The organism is Nocardia sp. CA-084685 (genome assembly GCF_050955785.1).
In the GTDB taxonomy this organism is placed as follows: Bacteria; Actinomycetota; Actinomycetes; order Mycobacteriales; family Mycobacteriaceae; genus Nocardia.
This window is the reverse complement of record NZ_CP192094.1, coordinates 4727782-4748029: the sequence shown is the minus strand read 5'-3', so window position 1 is coordinate 4748029 and position 20248 is coordinate 4727782. Positions and strand designations below refer to the sequence as shown.

At 65.0% G+C, this 20248-nt stretch carries 15 protein-coding genes; 6 read left to right on the top strand and 9 right to left on the bottom strand.

Annotation, left to right across the window (positions count from 1 at the left end; translation table 11 throughout):
* Positions 1–317: 317 nt before the first annotated feature.
* Genes ACQP2U_RS21530 through ACQP2U_RS21520 form a run of 3 tightly spaced genes read right to left on the bottom strand, consistent with a single transcriptional unit; the run spans position 318 to position 4272 of the window.
* Entirely contained in the window at positions 318–1745 is a 1428-nt protein-coding gene (locus ACQP2U_RS21530) for an aspartate ammonia-lyase (RefSeq protein ID WP_433716315.1), read from the bottom strand.
* Positions 1746–1756: 11 nt separating this feature from the next.
* On the bottom strand, positions 1757–2806 hold the full coding sequence (locus ACQP2U_RS21525; RefSeq protein ID WP_433716314.1) for an asparaginase domain-containing protein: 1050 nt from the start codon (positions 2804–2806) through the stop codon (positions 1757–1759).
* Positions 2803–4272: an amino acid permease gene (locus ACQP2U_RS21520; protein WP_433716313.1), complete on the bottom strand. Its 1470-nt coding sequence runs from the start codon at positions 4270–4272 to the stop codon at positions 2803–2805. The genes ACQP2U_RS21525 and ACQP2U_RS21520 overlap by 4 nt, the downstream gene beginning before the upstream one ends.
* A gap of 111 nt (positions 4273–4383) precedes the next feature.
* Between ACQP2U_RS21520 and ACQP2U_RS21515 the strand changes: the two genes are divergently transcribed.
* Positions 4384–5061 (top strand): FadR/GntR family transcriptional regulator, encoded by a 678-nt coding sequence (locus ACQP2U_RS21515; RefSeq protein WP_433716312.1) that lies wholly within the window; start codon positions 4384–4386, stop codon positions 5059–5061.
* 5 nt (positions 5062–5066) lie between these two features.
* Here the strand turns inward: ACQP2U_RS21515 and ACQP2U_RS21510 are convergent, their stop codons facing one another.
* Complete coding sequence (locus ACQP2U_RS21510; protein ID WP_433716311.1) at positions 5067–6299, bottom strand: PucR family transcriptional regulator; 1233 nt, start codon at positions 6297–6299, stop codon at positions 5067–5069.
* Positions 6300–6551: 252 nt separating this feature from the next.
* Here ACQP2U_RS21510 and ACQP2U_RS21505 point away from each other — a divergent pair, with 252 nt between their 5' ends.
* The 4 genes from ACQP2U_RS21505 to ACQP2U_RS21490 all read left to right on the top strand — a co-directional run bounded on the left by ACQP2U_RS21505 (position 6552) and on the right by ACQP2U_RS21490 (position 12099).
* Entirely contained in the window at positions 6552–7688 is a 1137-nt protein-coding gene (locus tag ACQP2U_RS21505; RefSeq protein ID WP_433716310.1) for an esterase/lipase family protein, read from the top strand.
* 1215 nt (positions 7689–8903) lie between these two features.
* Positions 8904–10937: a hypothetical protein gene (locus ACQP2U_RS21500; protein WP_433716309.1), complete on the top strand. Its 2034-nt coding sequence runs from the start codon at positions 8904–8906 to the stop codon at positions 10935–10937.
* 48 nt (positions 10938–10985) lie between these two features.
* Entirely contained in the window at positions 10986–11336 is a 351-nt protein-coding gene (locus tag ACQP2U_RS21495; RefSeq protein ID WP_433716308.1) for an MFS transporter, read from the top strand.
* Between the two features lie 154 nt (positions 11337–11490).
* Positions 11491–12099 carry an MFS transporter gene (locus ACQP2U_RS21490; protein WP_433716307.1) on the top strand — a complete coding sequence of 203 codons (609 nt, stop codon included), beginning with the start codon at positions 11491–11493 and terminating at the stop codon, positions 12097–12099.
* 2 nt (positions 12100–12101) lie between these two features.
* Here the strand turns inward: ACQP2U_RS21490 and ACQP2U_RS21485 are convergent, their stop codons facing one another.
* The 4 genes from ACQP2U_RS21485 to ACQP2U_RS21470 all read right to left on the bottom strand — a co-directional run bounded on the left by ACQP2U_RS21485 (position 12102) and on the right by ACQP2U_RS21470 (position 17695).
* The gene (locus tag ACQP2U_RS21485) at positions 12102–14195 is read right to left on the bottom strand and encodes an AMP-binding protein (protein ID WP_433716306.1); all 2094 of its coding nucleotides are present in this window, start codon (positions 14193–14195) and stop codon (positions 12102–12104) included.
* 201 nt (positions 14196–14396) lie between these two features.
* The gene (locus tag ACQP2U_RS21480) at positions 14397–15305 is read right to left on the bottom strand and encodes a UbiA family prenyltransferase (protein WP_433716305.1); all 909 of its coding nucleotides are present in this window, start codon (positions 15303–15305) and stop codon (positions 14397–14399) included.
* A gap of 6 nt (positions 15306–15311) precedes the next feature.
* On the bottom strand, positions 15312–16688 hold the full coding sequence (locus ACQP2U_RS21475; RefSeq protein WP_433716304.1) for a cytochrome P450: 1377 nt from the start codon (positions 16686–16688) through the stop codon (positions 15312–15314).
* Positions 16685–17695 carry a polyprenyl synthetase family protein gene (locus tag ACQP2U_RS21470; RefSeq protein WP_433716303.1) on the bottom strand — a complete coding sequence of 337 codons (1011 nt, stop codon included), beginning with the start codon at positions 17693–17695 and terminating at the stop codon, positions 16685–16687. Before ACQP2U_RS21470 ends, ACQP2U_RS21475 begins: the two co-directional genes overlap by 4 nt.
* A 115-nt stretch (positions 17696–17810) precedes the next feature.
* On the opposite strand from ACQP2U_RS21470, the gene ACQP2U_RS21465 reads away from it, so the two are divergent.
* Entirely contained in the window at positions 17811–18938 is a 1128-nt protein-coding gene (locus ACQP2U_RS21465) for a TetR/AcrR family transcriptional regulator (RefSeq protein WP_433716302.1), read from the top strand.
* On the opposite strand, the gene ACQP2U_RS21460 is transcribed toward ACQP2U_RS21465, so the two are convergent.
* Complete coding sequence (locus ACQP2U_RS21460) at positions 18915–20033, bottom strand: TetR/AcrR family transcriptional regulator (RefSeq protein ID WP_433716301.1); 1119 nt, start codon at positions 20031–20033, stop codon at positions 18915–18917. The two genes, ACQP2U_RS21465 and ACQP2U_RS21460, sit on opposite strands and share 24 nt — an antisense overlap.
* Between the last annotated feature and the right edge of the window lie 215 nt (positions 20034–20248).

Here is a 20248-nt window from a genome sequence, read left to right as displayed (position 1 = left end):
CGAGTTCTGAGCGAACTTCGTCTGCTGGTTCGAGGAGTCCTCAGGCGGAGCGGGTTTCGATTCTGCGTGGCGAGGTTGCGGCGTTTCCTCCCGCGTGCTGAACCTTCGGGATTGAGCGGCCATGTGCGGGTACTTTTTAACCCGCCCGGCAACACATTGTGTTGCCGGGCGAGTTCCTTCCCCGTTCGCTGCGCGAACGCCGCCACGTCGCACAGCGCTGCTATGTTAGCCCAATTGGTCCGCAGATCTATGTCGCCACGCCGACATCGGCGTGTCCGGCGTGTTGGATTTCGGAGCGTAGACCCGATGCCGCGCCCCTACTGGGCCACAGCAGCTTTGGTCGCCGGAGTGGGCAGTCCGGCGAGACGGTGGGGTGCCAGTAGGGATTTCACGGTTTCGGATGGCAACAGGCCGAGCTCGATGGCGATTTCTTCGACCGGACGGCCGGTGTGCAAGGCCTGCTTGGCGATTCGAGCGCTGGCAGCGTAGCCGATGAGAGGCGTGAGGGCGGTGACGATGCCGATGGAGTGGCGTACGCCCTGTGCCAGGTGCTCGCGATGAGCGGTGATGCCCGGTACGCATCTGGTCGCCAGCGTGTCGATAGCGGCGGTGAGGTGTGCGGTGGTGCGGAGCAGGCTGTAGGCGATGATCGGCTCGAAGGCGTTGAGCTGGAGTTGGCCCGCCTCGGCGGCCATGGTCACGGTCATATCGTTGCCGATGGCCGCGAAGGCGACCTGGTTGACGACCTCCGGGATGACCGGATTGACCTTGCCGGGCATGATCGATGACCCGGCTTGTACTGGGGGAAGCGAGATTTCCCCCAGACCGGTCGTCGGTCCCGAGGACATGAGCCGCAGGTCGTTGCAGATCTTGGACAGTTTGACCGCGACGCGTTTGACGATGCCGGAGATCTGCACGAACGCGCCGCAATCCTGGGTGGCTTCGATGAGGTCGGCGGCCGAGGTTACCGGAATCCGAGTGATTTCGGCGAGATGAGTGCAGGCCAGCGCCGGATAATCGGGATGGCCGTTGATTCCGGTGCCGATCGCGGTGCCGCCGAGATTGCATTCGCGCAGCAGCGCGGTGCCCTCGCAGAGACGGGCACGGTCCTCGCGCACCATGATCGCGAAGGTGCCGAACTCCTGCCCGAGCGTCATGGGTACGGCATCCTGGAGCTGAGTGCGGCCCATCTTGATGATGTCGGCGAATTCGATTGCCTTCTTGTCGAATTCGGTCGCCAGTCGGCCCAATGCCGCGACCAGATCGTGGATATGGTGCACGATGGCGAGTTTCACCGCGGTCGGGTAGACGTCATTGGTGGACTGGCCCAGATTCACATGGTCGAGGGGGTCCAGTTCGGTGTAGCTGCCGCGGTCGTGGCCGAGTAGCTCCAGCGCGCGGTTGGCGATGACCTCGTTGGCATTCATATTCGTCGAGGTACCGGCACCGCCCTGAATGGGATCGATGGGGAACTGGTCGTGCATTGCGCCACCGCGGATCTCGTCGCAGGCCGAATCGATGGCTTCGGCACGGCGGGCGTCGAGTAGGCCGAGGTCCCGGTTTGCGCGGCAGGCGGCCTGTTTGACCGCGGCGAGCGCGGTGATCAGGGCCGGATAGTTGCCGATGCGGTCGCCGGTGATAGCGAAATTGTCCAGTGCGCGGGCGGTATGGACGCCCCAGTAGGCCTCGCGTGGTACCGCGCGGGTGCCCAGGGAATCGCGTTCGGTGCGCGTGCTTTCGGTCATCGGATTCCTGTTCAGTTGGATGTGTGCGGGATCGGCTGTGTTGCAGGAGGATTGGAGAGTTCGCCCAGGAGGTTCGTCGTCATCCACCGGTGCAACTCGCTACCGGATAGGCCGAGGTCGACCAAGTAGCCGAGTTTCGCGAGTGCCGCCTCTCTGGTCATATCGCCGCCACCGATGGCACCGGCGTCGCGCATGGCACGGCCGGGTTGGTATCGGTCGAGATCGACTGTGCCGCTGTCACAATGGGTGATGACAACCACGGGCGTTCCACGTGAGGTGGCCGTACGGATGGCCTGAACCGTTGCCGAACCGTGCAGCGGTAACGTGCCCGAGCCGTAGCACTCGAGCACAAGTCCGCCCCGATAGTGACGCAGTGCCGCGTCGAGCAGGTCCGGATGCATACCCGGAAAGACGGTGAACAAGCCGACCGGCATGCTGTCCGGGCGCGCGTGAATTTCCGGCAGCCGGGGCGGCGAGATCGGTGGTGTGCATTCCTGGACCGTGGTGAATCCGTCGTAGTCGTCGCAGGCGCGTTTGCTCGCACGCACGGCGGGATGCAGCGACTTGCCGAAGGCGATGAATGTTGTGGAAACCGAGGGGGCGGCAATGCTGTTCAACGCGAGCGTCAGGTTGCTCCGTGCGTCGCTACCAGGCAGGCCCAGCGGGATCTGCGCCCCGGTCAGCACGACGGGGATCCCGATATCGCGCAGCTCGAATGCCATTCGAGCGCCGATATAGGCCATCGTGTCGGTGCCGTGCACGACGACCACCCCGTCCGGACGCCGCTGCGCACCCGCGGACCGGACCCGTTCGGCGATCCGGCGGGCGGTATCGGGCCCGGCATCGGAGCTGTCGATGACCTGCTCGAGTTCGGTGTAGTCGAACCGAACCGCGATGCCGTTCTCGCGCTCGAATCGTGCGATGACGTCCGCGATTTCGGTGCCGAGGCCCTGGCGCGGGCGCAGTCCGTCACCGTGATCGACCATCCCGAATGTGCCGCCGGTGTAGAGAATGTCGACACTGATCCGCGAAACGCGTTGCGCGGTAGCGGCCGAGGTCACGAGATCTCCGATCCGCTGCCGGTGCCCTCCATCGGGGCGAGCACGTCGGGTTCCAACCGTCCGCGCACGCGGAACCAACCCACCACCATCGCGGCGATGACCAGCACGAACGCCGCCAGTGTGATGCGTCCGATCTCGTCGTCGAAGAACATCAGCACGATCACCGCGAGCAGGAAGCCGAGGGTGAGAATATTGAGCACCGGCGCGAAGGGCAGCCGGAAGGCGGGCCTGTGGTAGTGCCCCTGCTCGGCTCGACGCACGAAGATCCAGTGGCAGATCATGATCGACGCCCAGGTGCCGACAATGCCGAGTCCGGCGAGATTCAGCACGATCTCGAAGGCCTTCTGCGGCATGACCAGATTGAGCACCACTCCCGCGATGCCGACCACGCTGGTGATCAGAATGCCGCCGTATGGTGCGCCATTGCGGTTCATCCGCTGCGCGAAACGTGGTGCCGTACCGGCCACCGCCATCGAGCGCAGGGTGCGGCCGGTCGCGTAGAGCCCAGCATTCAGGCTGGACATCGCCGCAGTGAGCACCACCAGATTCATGACGTCACCGGCGTGCGGAATGCCGATGGAACTCATCACCGTGACGAACGGACTTTCACTGGCGGAGTAAGCCGTCCACGGCAGCAGCAGCGTGAACAGGATGACCGAGCCGGCGTAGAACAGGATGATCCGCCACATGATGGAGTTCACTGCGCGCGGTACCACCAGCCTGGGGTTGTCGGCTTCACCGGCGGCGACTCCGATCATCTCGGTGCCGCCGAAGGCGAACACCACACCGAGCGCGATGGTGAGCATCGGTGCCAGACCGCGGGGGAAGAGTCCGCCGTGATCGGTGATCGTCGAGAGGCCGGGATCGTTCCCGCCGACCGAGGTGCCGGTGACGATGAATCCGATGGCGAGCATCATGAATACGACAATGGTCCCGACCTTGACCAGCGCGAACCAGAACTCGAGTTCGCCGAACAGTCGCACCGACATCACATTGAGCGCGACGACGACCATCAGCGCGATCAGTGCCAGTACCCACTGCGGCACGGGGACGAGGAACGACCAGAAGTGCGCGTAGAGCGCGACCGCCGTGATATCGGCGACGAGCGTGGTCGACCAGTTGAGGAAGTACAGCCAGCCGACCGAGTACGCACCGCGTTCACCGAGGAATTCGCGGGCATAGGACACGAACGCCCCGGACGAAGGCCGGTACATGACGAGCTCGCCGAGGGCACGCACCACCATGAACGTGAAGATTCCGCACACGATGTAGACGAGGGCCAGGGACGGCCCGGCCAGCGACATTCGGCCGCTGGCGCCGAGAAAGAGTCCCGTGCCGATCGATCCGCCGATCGCGATCATCTGCATATGGCGCTTGCGCAGCCGCTTCTGGTAGCCGAGGTCCCCGATATCGATCCGCGGCGCGGGGGTAGGGGTGGCGATCGACTGTTGGTCGTGGTGTTGCATCGAAAACCTTCCGTGGGCCGGATCCAGCCCCTTAGAAGTAAGGCTGTCAGGCTGTAAGACAGGTTGACTGTAATGGGGGTCACAGCGGCTGTCAATGCCATACTGGGTCGCGTGACGGTCGAGGAAGGGTATGTGCAGCGCATCGGCGCCACCGAAGCGGTCTTTCGTCGGCTGAAGAGCCTCATCCAGAGCGACGATTACGCGGTGGGGGATCGCCTGCCCGCGGAGTTGGCGCTGGCCAAGCAGTTCGGGGTGAGTCGGCCGGTGGTCCGTGAAGCGCTACATGCCTGCGCCATCCTCGGACTCACCGAAACCCACACCGGCCGAGGCACTTTCATCGTCTCCAAGAACGCCGATACCCAGCCGACCTTCGCGGGCGTCGGCGCCGGCGACCTGATCGAGGCGCGCCGGCTCGTCGAAATCCCGGCCGCCGGATTCGCCGCCGAGCGCCGCAGGCCGGAGCAGGTGCGCCAGTTGTTCGAGATCCTGGACAAGCTGGCCACGGCACCGGACGCGCACGAATGGGTGCGCTACGACGGCGAATTGCATACCGCGATCGCGGCCGCCAGTGGCAATACGATGCTGACCGCCATGGTCGCGGACACCCGGCGTGCGCTGGACGTGCAATCGGAGTTCTTGAACCTGACCCAGGACCGCCGCACCGACTCCGACCGTGAGCACGAGGCCATCGTGCGAGCCATCGAGGCCGGTGCGCCGGAGGCCGCGCGTGCGGCGATGACCGATCACCTGGAGCGAGTCGCCGAAACGGTGGCCCGGATCGGCGCCTGAACGTCTTACCGCTGGGCATCGGGCTGGTGTGTGCGCTGGATGGTCAGTGATGCGGCGAGCAGGCGCGAGTTGTTCGGGTCGGTGGGATCGATGCCGGTGAGTTCGGCGATGCGGCGCAGTCGATAGCTGAAGGTGTTGGGGTGCACATGGAGTCGTGCCGCGGCGGCCTTGCGGTCGGAGCCGTAGCGCAGGTGTGCCTCCAAGGCCTCCAGGAGATGGGGATTGCTCAGCAGTGGGATGATCCGCTCGGCCAGCCGGTCGCGGGCGTGGCCCGGTCGGGTGAGCTGGTATTCGAGCAGTAGATCGTCGAGTCGGTAGGTCCCGGTCGGGCGGCCGAGTAGGCGCGCGAGCGTTGCGAGTTCGGCCACTTCCGTCGCGGCATCGGGCAGTTCGGCACGCGGGATCGCCGGGCATTCGGCCAGATGTGCTGCCGCGCCGAATTGTTCGGCCAGTTCGGCCGCCAGCCCGGCATGTCGGGTCCGCTCCGGTTCCTCGGAATACACTGGGAGCAAGGCGATTCCGGTGGATCCGTCGAAGGTCACCAGTGCGGTGCCGTTACTGATCGTATCGAGGATGCGATGCAGGATCCGTATCCGTCGCCGGGCCAATAGATCGGCGACCGAGGTGGGCTGGTCGTCGGAATCGATATGGATGCCGAGCACCGTATAGCGTTCGCTGAGTGGGGTATCGGCGCGTGCGGCCTGTTCGTCGACGGATTGGCCGCGCAGCAGTGCCGAGCACAATTCGCGGCGAGCTTCCCGCTCGGCGTTGTAGATGGATTGTTCGACGGCCGTGTAGGTCTCGACGACGATGATATTGATGTGCTTCAGCAGATCGAGCAGGCGTGAGCCGACCCGGACCAGGTCGGCCATTTCCTCGGGTGTCGCAAGTGCGGCCGCTTCGGCAAGCACCGACTGCGCCGAACCGTGGATTGCCTCGATCAGGATCGACAGTGGAAAGCGGTCTTCGGCATGCCGCTCGGCGACGGGTGCCACGAAGGCCGCGACCTCGGCCGCAGTGAATTCGCGGTCTGCGCCGATGGCCTGCAATACGGCGCGGCCGCAGGCGTAGATGGCGGGCAGCACCTCCGCGGTGAAATGTCCTTCGGGCAGATCGGTCGCGGGTGGGGTCGCGCCGAGGCCATCGGCGAGCATGCGCTCGGAGATCTGCGGCCACCGGGTCAGTAGTCGGGTCACCAATGGAGCGTCTCGAGTGGCCGAGGTCGCAGCGATTGCCATGTGCCGATTGTTGCCGACGACAGTGGGCACTTCAACGTTTCGGTTTTCTCAACCAGAACTTTGTCGTCGACGACAAACCGGTGCGGAGTTTATTCGTCCTGCCGTGTAGTGACGTCGACTAATGACCGCCCTAGATTTCGAGTACCGCGTAATCGCAATGGCGGCCATCACATTTCGATCGATCTGTGACCCATGGCATAGCGACCGACGTGACGCGGAACCGATCGGGATGGGAAGTACGAAATGTTTGCAATGAAGCAACGCGGGTGCCGAGCCTTCGCGGGTGCCGCCCTCATCGCTGGACTGGCCGTGGCGCATGGGCTGGGAATCGGTACGGCGGGCGCGGAGCTCGCGGAATCCGATCAGCAATTCCTTGTCGAGCAGATCAACGCGGGGCTGGCGCCGGCTCCGGACGGGCGGCAGCCGCAGGCGATCGTGGATACCGGAAGTGAATCGGGCTGGGCCAAGAGCATCGCATCCAATACCGTCGGTGAAGGGCCCGAAATCACCGCCGCTCTTGCGGCTTTCGGATACGGTCTCACGCACCCTGACGCTGCGCCCGCGGGTGCGAACCGGTGGGACTGCAAGCCGAGTGCCGAACATCCGAACCCGGTGGTGCTCTTGCACGGCACCTGGCTCAATGCTTTCGACACCTTCGCCTATCTCTCGCCGCAATTGGCGCGCGCGGGATTCTGCGTATTCGCGTTCAACTTCGGGCGATCGGGACTGATGGACGGCGGCGGAATCGGTGCGTTGCTGCCCGGTCGCTACGGGGTCGGGCCGATGGCCGAATCCTCCCGGCAGCTGGCAGATTTCGTGGAGCGGGTGCGCGCGACCACCGGGGCGGAGAAGGTCGATATCGTTGGTCATTCGCAGGGTGGGACGGTGGCCAATCAGTACCTGAAATTCGACGGGGGTGCCGATAAGGTCGGCAAGCTGGTCACTTTCGGTGCGACACACCACGGCACGTCGTTGCTGGGCATCGCCTTGCTGGGGCGGGCCATCAATAACCTCGGTGTGAATATCCTCGGTTTCTACGAGCCGATCGTGGGGCTGTCGAATATCGAACAGGCGGTGGGGTCTTCGTTCTATGCGCGGTTGAACGCGAACGGCGATACCGTGCCCGGTGTCGATTACACGGTCGTCGGGTCCCGCTACGACGAGGTCACCAATCCCTACAACTGGACTTTCCTGCAGGCGGGGACCGATGCCACGGTCGACAACATCACGCTGCAGGACGGCTGCGAACAGGATCTGTCCGACCACCTGACCATGATGTATTCACCGCGAGCGGCTTCTATCGCCCTCGAGGCCCTTGATCCTGCGCACCATTCGAACCTGGACTGCAGCTTCAACCCATGGCTGATCGGAGGTGGCGGCGCCCGCTGAGTTCGACCGATGCACCCTGCCCCAAGCGGCCGAGCCGGGCAAGGTGTGGACTTCCCAATCTCGGGAGGTTTGACGACCTGAGTGAAAATTGACTGCGCCACTGTCCGTACTCGGGTCCTCGCGAATCGGAGCGTGGTTACGGGTCAGCACACCCGGTTGCACCTGACCGCGGTAACGACACAGCAGGAGACCTCGGTGAATCAGCGGTCGCGGTTCGACCCGGGCGAACTGCGGGCGATGGTCGCCAGGTTGGAACGCCTCATCGCCGAAGCGAACCGAACCGTCGTCGAATTGAAGGCCGCGATCGAATTCGCGGAAGTGGAGACGGTCGGTGCGTCCGAAGAGGTGCGTTCGGGCGTGGCGTTGGCTGAGGAGCGCTCGGACGTGGCGTCTGGGAGGGTGCAGCCGGAGGCGGGGTCGGCTGAGGGGCCTTCGGTCGGTGCATCTGCGAAGAGGCGCTCGGGAGTGGCGTCGGCGAAGGTCCGGTCGGACGTGGCGTCGGCGAAGGTGCGCTCAGAGGTGCCATCCGCGGAGTTGCATTCGGAGACGGCATCGGCTGACCATTCGGTCGGTGCATCTGCGAAAGTACGGTCAGACGCCGCATTCGCGGCGGCGCAGTCGGATGGCGCGCCCGTTGCGGTGCACTCGGACGTTCCGAATGTTGCGGTGCATTCGGATATCAGATCTGCGGCGATGCGCCCGAACATCGCATCAGGTCAACCGACGGCAGACCAACCCACCGCCAGTCGACTCCGCCCACTCGTGCGCGAGCCCGCCCCGACTCCGTGGTCGCGTCGCACAGTGGACACTCCGTGGTCCCAACGCACGGTCCGCCCGCGCCCAGCCAGACCAAATGCGCCCGCAGAGACTTCCAAATCCGCTGCGTCCGAACCACTGCCACTCGCGCCCCCAATCCCCTCGATAATCCAGCGAACCCCGGCCCATCGATCCACCACGGACTACGCTGGCCCCGACCCGGCCGTGTCGGCAGCAGCTGGTCGGCCGAGCACCGCAAAACCGGAGGCGACTCGACCGACGGATGTTCAAGCGTCGAACGTAGTTTCACCACCGGTAAATCTTCGGCCGCCAGATCCTCCGCCCCTGTTGCCGGATGTTGCGGAGCCCGTCGCAGTAACGGCGCCGATGGATATTGGGACGCGCCCGACTCCACTTCTACCACTCGATGTTCGGGAACCCGAGACGGTAGAACGACCAGTGGATGTTGAGGTGCCGGCGCGGGTGCCGCTACTGGCTGAACTCGCGAAGCCAACGGCGCAGGCACAAATCACGGATTCTGGAGAGACGGAGGCAATTCCGCAACGGGCCGACATCTCGGAGCCCGAGACGCGGGTGGATATTGAGGTTCCCGCGACTGTGCTGTTGCTTGCGGATGCAGACGAGCCCGCAGCGGTGGCGCCACCGACAAATTTTCGGGAACCCTTCGCCGTCTCGGACCCGATCGGCCGGGACGATGCCAAGAATCCGGAGAGGATTCGACAGTCGCCGGATATCCAAGAGCCGGAGGTGGTTTCGCCACCGATGGATCTCGACGAACGCCGGCCCGCACCTCTGCCGGTCGATGTCGGGGAACTCGCGACGGCCAAGCAGCGGCCAGTGGAGGTTGGCGAGCCCGGGGGTGCGCCGCAATCGCCGGACGCTGCCGAGCCCCCGGCGGTGGCGCTACCGGCAGATATCCAGGAACCGTGCGCAGTGTCGCGGCGGGCCGATGGTTCGGAACTCACGCCGGTATGCACAGCGCTGGATATGGCGGCCCCGGCGGGGGTGCCGTTGCTGGCTGATGTCGCAAAGCCAGCGACGGAGGCGCAATCCGGGGATCTTCGGGGGTCCGAGGCCCTGCCGCCAGCTGCCGACATCTCCGATCCCGATTCGGTGCATCCGCAGGTGGACACCGAGGCGGTAGGGGCAGTGCCGTTGCCAGCGGATACGGCGGAGCCCGAGGGGCTGCCGCTACCCGCGGACGTCGAGGAACCGCCATTGCCGGTCGGCGCTCGGGAATCCGAGTCGGAGCAACTGTCGGTTGATACTGAGGCCGCCGAGGTTGTGCCGCCATCAGCGCCCGGGGTGGAGGTACTACCAGCGGATATTCGCGAACACGGGCCTCTGCCGCGGGCGGTGGATGTTTTTGGGCCGCCGCTACCGGCTAATGCTTCGGAACGCGAGTCGGGACGTTCGCTGGTGGACATCGAGATGCCTGGAGCGGTTCCGTTGCCAGCGGACGTTCGGGTGCGCGAGTCTGTGCCGCAACCGACCTATCTTTGGGAACCCGAAACGGGGCGCCCGCCCATGGATAGCGAGGTGTCCGAAGCGGTGGCTTTGTCAGCGGGTGCTGCTGAGCCTACGGCCGTGGTGCTACCGACAGACGTTCTGGGGCCGGAGGCCGTGCTGGAGCCGGCGCATGTTCGAGAACTCGATGCGGAATCGCTGCCGGTTGACGTTCAACCACCCAGGGCAGGGCCGCTGCCAGTCTATGTTCGAGAATCCGAGGTGGTTCGGCCGGCGGGGGAGGTGTTCGAACCGGAGACGGGGCCGCGGCCGGTCCACGTTCAGGAATTCGGGGCGATGCGATTTCCGGCATATCCCGATGTCGAGATGTCACGCCCCAGTACGGATTCCGTCGATTCGGTGACACCGACGACCGCTGTCGAGTTGGCGGCGCAGCATGGTCTGGACGTCATCGGATTCGATGGGCCGAATGTCGACACCTATGTTGTCCGGGAGGTGACAGCAGCGGTCGACGATATGCTCACCAGGTATCCGATTGCCTTGCGTGGCATACAGATTACCGATCCGGACGATAGCGCGCCCGCGATGCGCGGGGCGTCTCGGGCACTGCCGCAGTCGGATTCGTCGGCGATTTGGATGGTGCTCGACGGTGGGGCCTTGGCGACTCTGGTTCCGGAGGCCGGGAATGCACGGCCGCGCAGGTGGTTGCGGCGGCGGCGCAATGCCGATCGGCCGGTGTATGCCGCGGTTGTGCGCGAGTTCGGTTGTGCGCTCGATGCCGCGGGGGACTTCCGGGCCCGGCACGAGGCGCAGCGCCGCCTGATCACCGAATCCCTGCGTGGCAGTGCCGATCTCGCCTACAACCCGCTGGATCCGGCTCTCGCCCTGCTCGATGCGTTCACCGATTTCGCGCTGCACGGGGATCGGGCGGGGAAGTTGGCGAAGGAATTGCACGACATGCTGGTGAAAATGGCACGAGCCGAGTCGACGGATTTGTCGGCCTGAACCTACCAGGGCGAGCCTCGACTTGGGCCGGTTCACAACATGGGTGTGGTGTGGAATTCGACCAGCGCGACCGAATTGGTAACCGCGAGAATTGTCCAGGGCGTCGCGGGCGCCGGGATGGCGGCACAGACGATCGCCATCCTCATCGCGAGCTTCCCACCGAGTCGACACCAACAGGAATTCGCGCTCTACGGCGCGACCGCCGGATTCGCCGGAATGCTCGGCCCGATCCTCGGTGGTGCACTTGTCACCGCCGATATCGCCGGACTGGGTTGGCATTCGATATTCCTGATGAATCTGCCCATCGGCGTGCTCGCCCTCGTCCTCGGCCGCCGATATCTGCACCTCGGCAGGCCACCGGAACGCGATCGCCTCGACCTGGGCGGGGCAGCTTTGTGAACGGTGAGCCTGTTCGCCTGCTTGCCGTCCTCGCCGATATTCAGCAGAATGGTTGGCGGCCATGACCTTTCGGCGTAATCGCCGCGGCCTTCGCGCTCGGTGCGGTGTTCTTCGCCTATGAGCACAGCCTGGTTCGCGTGGCGGCAGTCCGCTGGTGCGCCTGGATCTGTTCGCCAATCGCGGTTTCGCCATAGGTGCGGCACTGGTGGCGAGTTTCTTCGGCCTGTTCACCGCATTCGTATTCACCGTATCAATCACACTGCAGGACGAACTGCACTGGTCCGCACTCCGCACCGGTGCAGCGATGACACCGTTCGCGCTGGGTGCGGGCGCTGGCGCACTCGCCTCGGTGCCTCTCGTAAAACGCTGGGGAGTAAGAGCACTCGCATTCGGCATCGCGATGTATGGGTGCTGTGTGGCGATCGGTGCGGCATATCTGCGGCTCACCGCAGGCGAGGTGAATCTCGCGCTGGCGCTCGGCCCGGTCTTCATCGCGGGATTCGGGGTCGGGTTATTCGGCGTGCAACTACAACCGCTGATGTTGGCGGGATCGGAGCAGCGCCAAATGGCCGAGGCATCGGGGCAGCTGCCCACCATCGAGCAGATCGGCAATGCGGTCGGGCTGGCGGTGCTCAGTGTGGTGTTCTTCCGTACCCATACCCTGGACGGCAGCGTGGTCATGTTGGCCGCCATTGCGGTCGTGTCGATTGCCATGGCGGTTCCGACCCTGGCGTTGCCAGCACCGTCGCAGGAATCCGCATAGTTTCAGGCTGAGCCGGAAGTGCCTAGGGGAGACGGTTCGCCGGGGTCGGGTCCGATGAGCAGCCGTTTGAGGATCTTCCCGGTCTCGCCGCGGGGGAGTGCGGTGAGGAAGGTGACATCGCGCGGTACGGAAAAACGGCTGAGCCGGTTGCGAATATAGGATCGGATCATATCCGAATCCAGCCCTGCGCCTTCGCGTTTCACCACGAAGGCGGCTAGGCGCTGCCCGAATTCGGTATCTGGGACGCCGACCACGGCGACCTCACTGACCTGCGGCAGATGTGCAAGTGCCTCCTCGACCGGACGCGGGAATACATTCTCACCGCCGGAGATGATCATCTCGTCATCGCGTCCCGCAATGAACATACGGCCCGCGACATCGAGATAGCCGAGGTCCCCGGTGTCGAGCATGCCGTCGGCTTCGGCAGGTGGTGCCGAATTCACATAGCCGTCGAACAGCATGTGGTTGCCGACGAAGATATGCCCGGTGACGCCGATCGGAACGGGACGTTGATCCGGACCCAGCACCGCGACCTTGGTGCCGAGCGGCGGCCGGCCCGCGGTGGTCGGTGCGGTGCGCAGATCGTCGGGGGTCGCGATGGTGGCCCAAGAGACCTCGGTGGAACCGTAGACGTTGTAGAGGATCTCGCCATATGTGTCCATGAACCGCAGGACCGTCGCCCCCGCCAGCGGCGCACCGCAGCTGATCACGGTGCGCAGACTGGACGTGTCATAGCGTGCACGCACCGAGGTGGGCAGGTCGAGGATGCGATTCACCATTGTCGGCACGACGATCATGCTCTCGACTCGGTGTTCGGCCACCAGGCGCAGGCAATCCTGCGCATCGAACCGTTCCGGCAGCACCACCGTTGCACGCAGCGCCGTACTGAGCTGCAGCCCGGCCAGCCCCCAGGTGTGGAACAACGGGGCGGGGATGAGCATCGCCGCATCCATCGTGAGCGGAATCCGCGACAGCAGCGCGGCGATGGTGCCGAAACCCTTCGGATGGGGGCGTCGCGCGCCTTTCGGGGTTCCGCTGGTTCCGGAGGTCAGCACGATCAGCCTGCCGGGCTGGGTTGGCATGCGAAATTCGAACTGCCCCATGGCGATCAGGTCGTCGATGGTGGATCGCCCAGGTATCGGCGGGCGGCCGTCGGTATTGATGCGGGGCAGATCGGCATGCAGGTAGCGGACCAGCTGCTCCAGATCGCCATCGACGAACAGTGCCGAAAGCCGGTGGCGCTGCACGATTTCTTCGATGCGTCGCCCGGACAACCCGGCATTCAGCAGCGCGACGTCGACCCCGAGTTTTCCGGCGGCGACTATGGTTTCGACCATGCCCGCATGGTTGCGCGACAGCAGCCCGACCGCGTCACCGGAGGCGAGACCGAGGGTGGCCATCGCCCCGGCCAGCGCGTTCGTGCGCTCATGCAGCTGAGCGAAGGTGCGGGTACCGAAGTCGTCGACGACAGCGATCCGATCCGGCGAATGCGCAGCGCCCGCCGCATACCCGCCCGCGAGATTGAATCCCCATTTCGCCAGGGAGCGAACCTGTTTGATGCTCGTCGCGGGATCGGTGGGCCGCGCGACACCAGTGCTCATGATCTGCTTGGCCACACCCACCTGCCGCCGCAGCGGCGAATTCTCGGCATTGACCACCACCGAGGTGTGCGCGCCGGATATGACATCGACCGCGTGCTGTAATCCGCTGTTGACCCACGCCATCACCGCGTCATTGGACTGCTCCGGCAACGATGGGTGCATCCGAGCCGGTGCGAACAGGGTGATGACAATCTTGGTGCGCTTCTCGTCGCCGCGCAGGCGCACCGAGGCGAAACTGCCGGTGCCCAGGCACTCCAATTCGAAGCTCTCGTACCAGCGACACACCCGGAACCGCACCTGATGGGTGCGTATTCCGGATTCCGGCGTGCCGACCCGCACTTCCAGAATGCCGTCGTCGGTACGGGACTCCACGCGTTCGCAACCGCCGATGCCGGCGAATAACCGTGGATAGGTCTGCGGCTCGAGCAGCAGATCCCAGAGCGCTTGCCGGGCGATGGTGAATTCCGCGCCCACATCGATGATGTCGGTAACCAACTCATGCACTTCTCGTCGGCCGGTTCGAACAGCTCGGGTCGGCGGTAACCCCTATAGACGCAAGTATGCGAGGCCCCACTCGTGTTGCCCACCATTTACTGCGAAGTTGGGGCCTGGCCCAACCGGTGACCGACGCCCATGTGAATGACCCCAATGGTCATCGAAATACGCCCGCGGGCGCATCCTGGCGATGATCATGATTCACGTTCCGAAGGCGAAGACCGCGCTGGCCAGAGTCAAGCAGTACCAGTAGGTGTAGAGGAGGTAGGTCGTGTGATCGGCACGGCGATCGCGCCACCGCAGCACGCGGTAGGCGATGACGAAGGACAGCAGCGCAGCGGCCGCCCCGATCAGTGCCGTGACGGTCGCAGCGTTGCGATAGACGAGGAAATGCATGGCAATCGGATAGATCACGAATGCGGCCGCGAAGAACCGGCGGCAGGCCACCTCGCCGAAAACCACGGCCGCGGTGCGTCTTCCGACAGCCAGATCACCATCGATATCGCGCAGATCTTGCAGGGATACCAGCACACTCAGTGGTATGGCGATCGCCGCGATCCAGGTCCAGGCCGCCGGAGTCAAGGGAGTCACGATCTGCCAGGCAGCCGCGAGTTGGGCGATCGTGCCCGCGACCATAGCGGCATTCTTGCCCCACAATGTGCGGGCGCCGCCGAGGTGATTGTGGAAGGCCCACGCCACAATCCAGAGCACCGTCCATGCCAGGACCTGCAGTGCCGCACCCAGCGCGAGGAAGGCGGCCGTGACCCACAGCAGCCGCCACCTGGCACCTTGCGGGGTGACGAGTCCGACGACGAGCGGCCGGTGCGGCTTATTGCGGCGATCCTCCTCGATTCCGGTCAGCTGGTTGGAAAGGTTGAAGGTGTAGATGTAAAGCCAGAAATAGACCAGACATTCGGCCAACACCAGTGGTAGTGACGCGATACCGGCCCGAGTGCTCATCCAAGCCGCGACGGCGAAGGTCGTCGCGGGCACTACGGTTGCCGTCAGGTCGCCTGCGCTGAACGACCAGCAGATGTTGAGCTCACGCAATAGACCGCTGGTCAGCACGCCGACCCTGCGGCACGCGGGCGCTTCGGCGGGTGCCGCCATATCGACCTACCCGGACTCCGACGCGGACGCATTGACTGCCACTGGATCTCGACGCCACACCCGCATACCGAGTTTCGTCGGTGCTGGCAGCTGCGCGAGTGACACCGATACCGGCCGAGTCGACAACGCGGCGACATGCCAGCGTGCCACGATCGTCGCCAGTGCCAAACTGGCCTCGACCAATCCGAATTGGTCACCGATGCAGCGTCGCGCACCAGCACCGAAGGATATGAACAGCGTTCGGTCCGGCTCCACGCCGATCCACCGATCGGGCATGAATTCGCCTGCCCGCTCATAGATTTCATCGCGCCGATGAATGACGTGCGGACTGACCGCGACGGTCGTGCCCGCCGGAAGGGGGACGCCGTCGAGGGTGGTGTCCGTCGAAACCACCCGGGTGAGCAACCATCCGGCCGGATACAGCCGCAGCGTTTCGGTCACTACCCGATTGACCACCGGCAGGTTCGCCAGGTCCTGGTAGTGGGCCGTTCTATCGCTGAGCACGGTGTCGACCTCCTGCTGCACCTGCCGTCGTAGCTCCGGATTTTGTCCGAGCAGATACAGCGCCCAGGTCAATGTGCTCGCGGTGGTTTCCGCACCCGCGAACAGAAAGGTGAACACCTGATCGATCAGTTCCTCGTCGCTCATCGCGACCTGCGCTCCGGTCGAGTCCGGATCGCGGGCGCGCATCAGTGAGGAAAGTAGATCGCCGTGGTCGCGATTGTCGGCTCGCCGCTGTTCGATGAGTGCGGCGGCCACCGCCCGCAGCCGGTTGCGCGCCTGGTAGTAGCGCCGGTTCGCTGGTGTGGGCAGCCGATTGAGGACCGGTGGCAGCACCATCCGCCGGAATATGCTCCCGGCAATGGTCGTGAAATCGTCGGCGACCTGCTGGACCGAGGTCTCCGGAAACGACGAGGAGAACATCGTCCGAACCGCCACCCGGACAGTGAGTTTCGACATTTCCGCGCCGAGCTGGATTCGCTGCCCGTCCTGCCAGGAACCGATCACGTCTTCGATCGAGTCGATCATGGCCTCGGAGTATCCGGGGAGACGCCCCGGTTGGAACGCGGGTTGGCTCAGGCGGCGCTGTCGACGGTGCCTGCTGTGCGGACAGGTCCCGATGCCGTCCCCCGCGACCTCGCGGGAGCGATCGTAGAGTGGTCCGCCGCGGTCGAATGTGCGGTCGTCGAGCAGTACCACCCTGGCCAACTCGGGATCGCAGACCACCACGACGGGCAGTGGACCCAATTGGACTCGGCTCAGGCGGCCGTGTGTGGGGAGTGAGGACAGAAATCCGATCGGGTCGGTGAGAAATCGGAAGCCGTGACCGAGAATCGGGACAGTGTTCGGAGCTAGCGGGATCGACTCGATCGAGTTCTTCATGCGGACCTGCTCGTCATCATCTCCGCGAGTAGTCGAAGGTCCTCGGTGGCATTGCTGGCGGATACTTCCGTCAGGCAGTCCATCGCGGCATCGAGCTGTCGCCGGGCTTCCCGCTGCGCCCACTCGCGTGCTCCGGTGAGTTCGATCAGGCAGGCGATCCGGTGCAGCGTTTCGGCATCTCGTCCGGCGGCTCGATACAACTCGCGCAGCGCCTCCGCGGTAGGGCCGGTTGAATCCAGGGCGCGCGCGATCGGTGGTGATTTCCTGCGGTTGGCGAGGTCGGGGTACAGCGGCTTACCGGTCATGCTCGCTTTTCCCCAGATGCCGAGCATATCGTCGATCAATTGGAAGGCGATGCCGAGATGGTGTCCGAATTCGGCCAGTGCTCTGGCTTGTGCGGGGTCGGCGCCACCGGCGATCGCGCCCATCTCGCAGGCACAGGACAACAGCGCCGCGGTCTTCGATTCGATCACCGCGAGGGATTCATCGACGGTCTCGCGCTGTTCGGACTCGATATCCGAGCACTGTTCATTGCATAGGGCGTCGAGGGCTTTCGACAGCAGTGTGATGCCGGGGCGGCCGACCATCTCGTTGATCGCCATGGCAAGGAGCGCATCTCCCGCGAGCTGGGCGCCGCGTTCGCCGAAGACCGACCAGGCCGAGCGGCGGTTGCGCCGCTGCTCGTCGCCGTCGGTCAGATCGTCCTGCAGCAAGGAAAAATCGTGCACGAGTTCGACCGCGACGGCCTCGGTGACCCCCTGTGGCGGCTCCGCGGCCGCCACGGCTTTGGCGGAGGCGAGTACCAGTGCCGGACGGATCGACTTGCCGACCTGTTTGCTCGGCCGCCCCGTGGCGTCCAACCAGCCGGCGTGGTAGCCGACGATCATTCGGATTGGTGGGGCAATGCGGTCCAGGGAGGAACGGTATGCGGGCTCGACCAGACGCCTGGCCTCATCGAGCACCGTGGCCGCGGTTCGCGACCCGGATTCGTACCTGGTAATGCCCACTACCCGTCCTTCGATGCCCGCCTCGCTCGTACTCGTCGCACGTAGCATTGAGATGGTATCAACATTTGGATGGTATGCGCATCTGTAAACGAACAGAACGGTTGGTGGAGAACCGATGGGTCGTCAGAGCAGAGCCGCATTGCAGCAACGCAATCGCGACCGGGTCCTAGCGGCTGCCAAAGCGGAATTCGCCGAACGCGGTTTTCGCGGGGCGACGGTGGATGACATCGCCGAGCGCGCGGAACTCACCCGCGGCGCGGTGTACTCCAACTTCGCTGGTAAGCGGGCGTTGTACCTGGCCGTGCTGGCCGCGGAAGCCGAGCGGGCGCCGGAACTGCTGGATGGTCGCCCCGCTCAGACGCCGGTAGCGGCCATCGGCCGATTCGCCCGGACCTGGGTCGACCGGCTCCCCGGTTCGGCAAACTATCCGGTGGGCGGCCTCTCGCAGCTGCGATCTCCAATGCTGGCCCACGACCTCATCCCCGAACTCGTCGTCGACGAATGTCTGCGCGGCTCGTTCGTGCAGCTGATCAAACTGGACGCTATCCTCCTCGGTCTGGCGCTGGCCGGCCTGGACGGCGGCGGTGGGACCGTACTGCCCGGCCGTTGGCTCGGCATCGCCGAATCGGTGATCACCCTGCTCTACGGTGCTACCCAATTATCTTTCGTGGCACCGGAATTCGTGGACCGAGCGAAAGTGATCGCCGCATGTGAGCAGATGGTGCAGCACCGGATCGACGACACCACGCGGGCTACGGCGGGCACCGTCACGGTGGCTGGCGTCGACGAACCGTGGACCCCACCAACGTGCCTCGACCTCGTCCATACGGTGGCAGCCGACCTTTCGGGCTCGAATGTCGTTGCTGTGCTGGGAATGAACAAGCTCGGCGCCATCGCGGATATCCTGCGTGACCAGCCCAGCGGAGGACGCACCACGATCGCGATGGCTACCGCCGACGGGCGGGAGGTGGCACAGCTGGCTCGCCTCGCGGTCAGCGATATCAGCCGGTCCCTGCGCGCGGCATTTCCGTGCCCCGCAGTTCCCGGCATGCAGGTGGTGCTCGACGAGTCCGGCAAACTCGCCCGCGCATGCGGGGTCGATATCGTCGACGACGACACCGAGAGTGCGGTCTTCATCGATGGCGAACGGGTGGTGGCGCGGGCGACGGGCGCCGGTGCCTGCCAGGCGCTGGCGAAAACGCTCGGCACCCTGGAAGACTCACGCTCGGTCCGCAGTCGATGAACTCGCGTACGCGGTAGCGGCGGCCTTGCCTGCGCCCCGTCCCTCGGCCCGCATCGTGATGCGGCCGTTCTCGATGGTGACCGCGAACTCGGAATTATCATCGACCCGGTCGAATCCACATGCGGCAGCGAGTGTTCCGGCATCATCGACGACGACCTGGAGCCGAGGTAGCGCCGAGGTCGGGAATGCGTGGCGCAATGACCGGCAGATATCGGCGATCGCCAGCCTTGCCAGCGGGCCGAGTTCCGCAGGACGATCGCTCACCAGTGCCAGCGTGATGTCGGTGTCCTCGGGCCAGATGGACAGCGCCGCTTCGATGGTGGCGATCCGGTGCATGCCGACGACGGCGATCAGGCCGTTGCCGTCGAGCCTGGCCGAGTCGGCGCGCACGCGGTCGGTGCAACTCGGCGGCTCCCAGGGCTCGTCGACCCGCGTGACCTGCGCGTCGGCGGGGGACGGTGGGCTGGGCGTCTTCACACCGCCGAGTAGCGCGACCTGTTCGCACAACGCGATGGCGCGCGCCGGATCGGTGAATTCGGGTGCGACGTAGGACAGCTGGGTCGTCCCGTACAGGATCGTCAGCACGGATTCGGCACTGGCCATAAAACTTTCCAGCGGTGCCGACGTCGGTTGGCTGATCGACCGCAGCGATACCGCGAGCAGGAGCGCGTCGAGCGCCAGCAGCTGCGCGAACGGTCGACGGATCTGTTCGCTCATCAGCACCTCGGGTACGAAATCGACGCTGAGCGCGGGGGAGGTGAACTGTTCGTCCTCGCCGTACTCGTACTGGCTCGACTGCGGCAGTTGCTCGAGCCAGGTACTCGCGAACGCGCCGAGCGCGGCGGCTGGCGTCTCCGCCTTCGCGCCGCCGACGGTCGCGGGAGCCTGTTCGGCTTCGTGTGCGAGCACCGCGAGGTACAGCGCCCGCTTGCCCGGAAAATTGGAATAGACCGCCCCGCGTGTCATATCCGCGCGCTCGGCGATGCCGTCGACCGTCGCGCCGCGGAATCCGCGCTGCGCGAACTCGGACTTGGCCGCGGCCAACACCTTTCTGCGGGTGGCGTCCTGCTGCTGTGCCCTCGTCAGACGAACCATCGGTCCCTTCGCTGTTCCCTTGCTTCCTGCGGCACCGCGCAGCGTACCGGTTCGATACTTGCGCACGGCGCTACGAATGGCCCAGATGTAGCTGGTGGCGCGGCGATCGTGCCCCGTTCGGCGTTGTCATGCACATTCGGATGCGTCTATCATCCAAATGGTAACAACATCTCGACTGCCGATGTCCTCGCGCGTCAGTTGCCGCCGTCTGACCG

Excerpts from the sequence above, each read along its gene's own strand:
- ACQP2U_RS21480 (WP_433716305.1), bottom strand. The coding sequence starts at position 15,305 with ATGGCGGCACCCGCCGAAGCGCCCGCGTGCCGCAGGGTCGGCGTGCTG.
- ACQP2U_RS21530 (WP_433716315.1), bottom strand. The coding sequence starts at position 1,745 with ATGACCGAAAGCACGCGCACCGAACGCGATTCCCTGGGCACCCGCGCG.
- ACQP2U_RS21520 (WP_433716313.1), bottom strand. The coding sequence starts at position 4,272 with ATGCAACACCACGACCAACAGTCGATCGCCACCCCTACCCCCGCGCCG.
- ACQP2U_RS21460 (WP_433716301.1), bottom strand. The coding sequence starts at position 20,033 with ATGGTTCGTCTGACGAGGGCACAGCAGCAGGACGCCACCCGCAGAAAG.
- ACQP2U_RS21505 (WP_433716310.1), top strand. The coding sequence starts at position 6,552 with ATGAAGCAACGCGGGTGCCGAGCCTTCGCGGGTGCCGCCCTCATCGCT.
- ACQP2U_RS21475 (WP_433716304.1), bottom strand. The coding sequence starts at position 16,688 with ATGAAGAACTCGATCGAGTCGATCCCGCTAGCTCCGAACACTGTCCCG.
- ACQP2U_RS21465 (WP_433716302.1), top strand. The coding sequence starts at position 17,811 with ATGGGTCGTCAGAGCAGAGCCGCATTGCAGCAACGCAATCGCGACCGG.
- ACQP2U_RS21510 (WP_433716311.1), bottom strand. The coding sequence starts at position 6,299 with ATGGCAATCGCTGCGACCTCGGCCACTCGAGACGCTCCATTGGTGACC.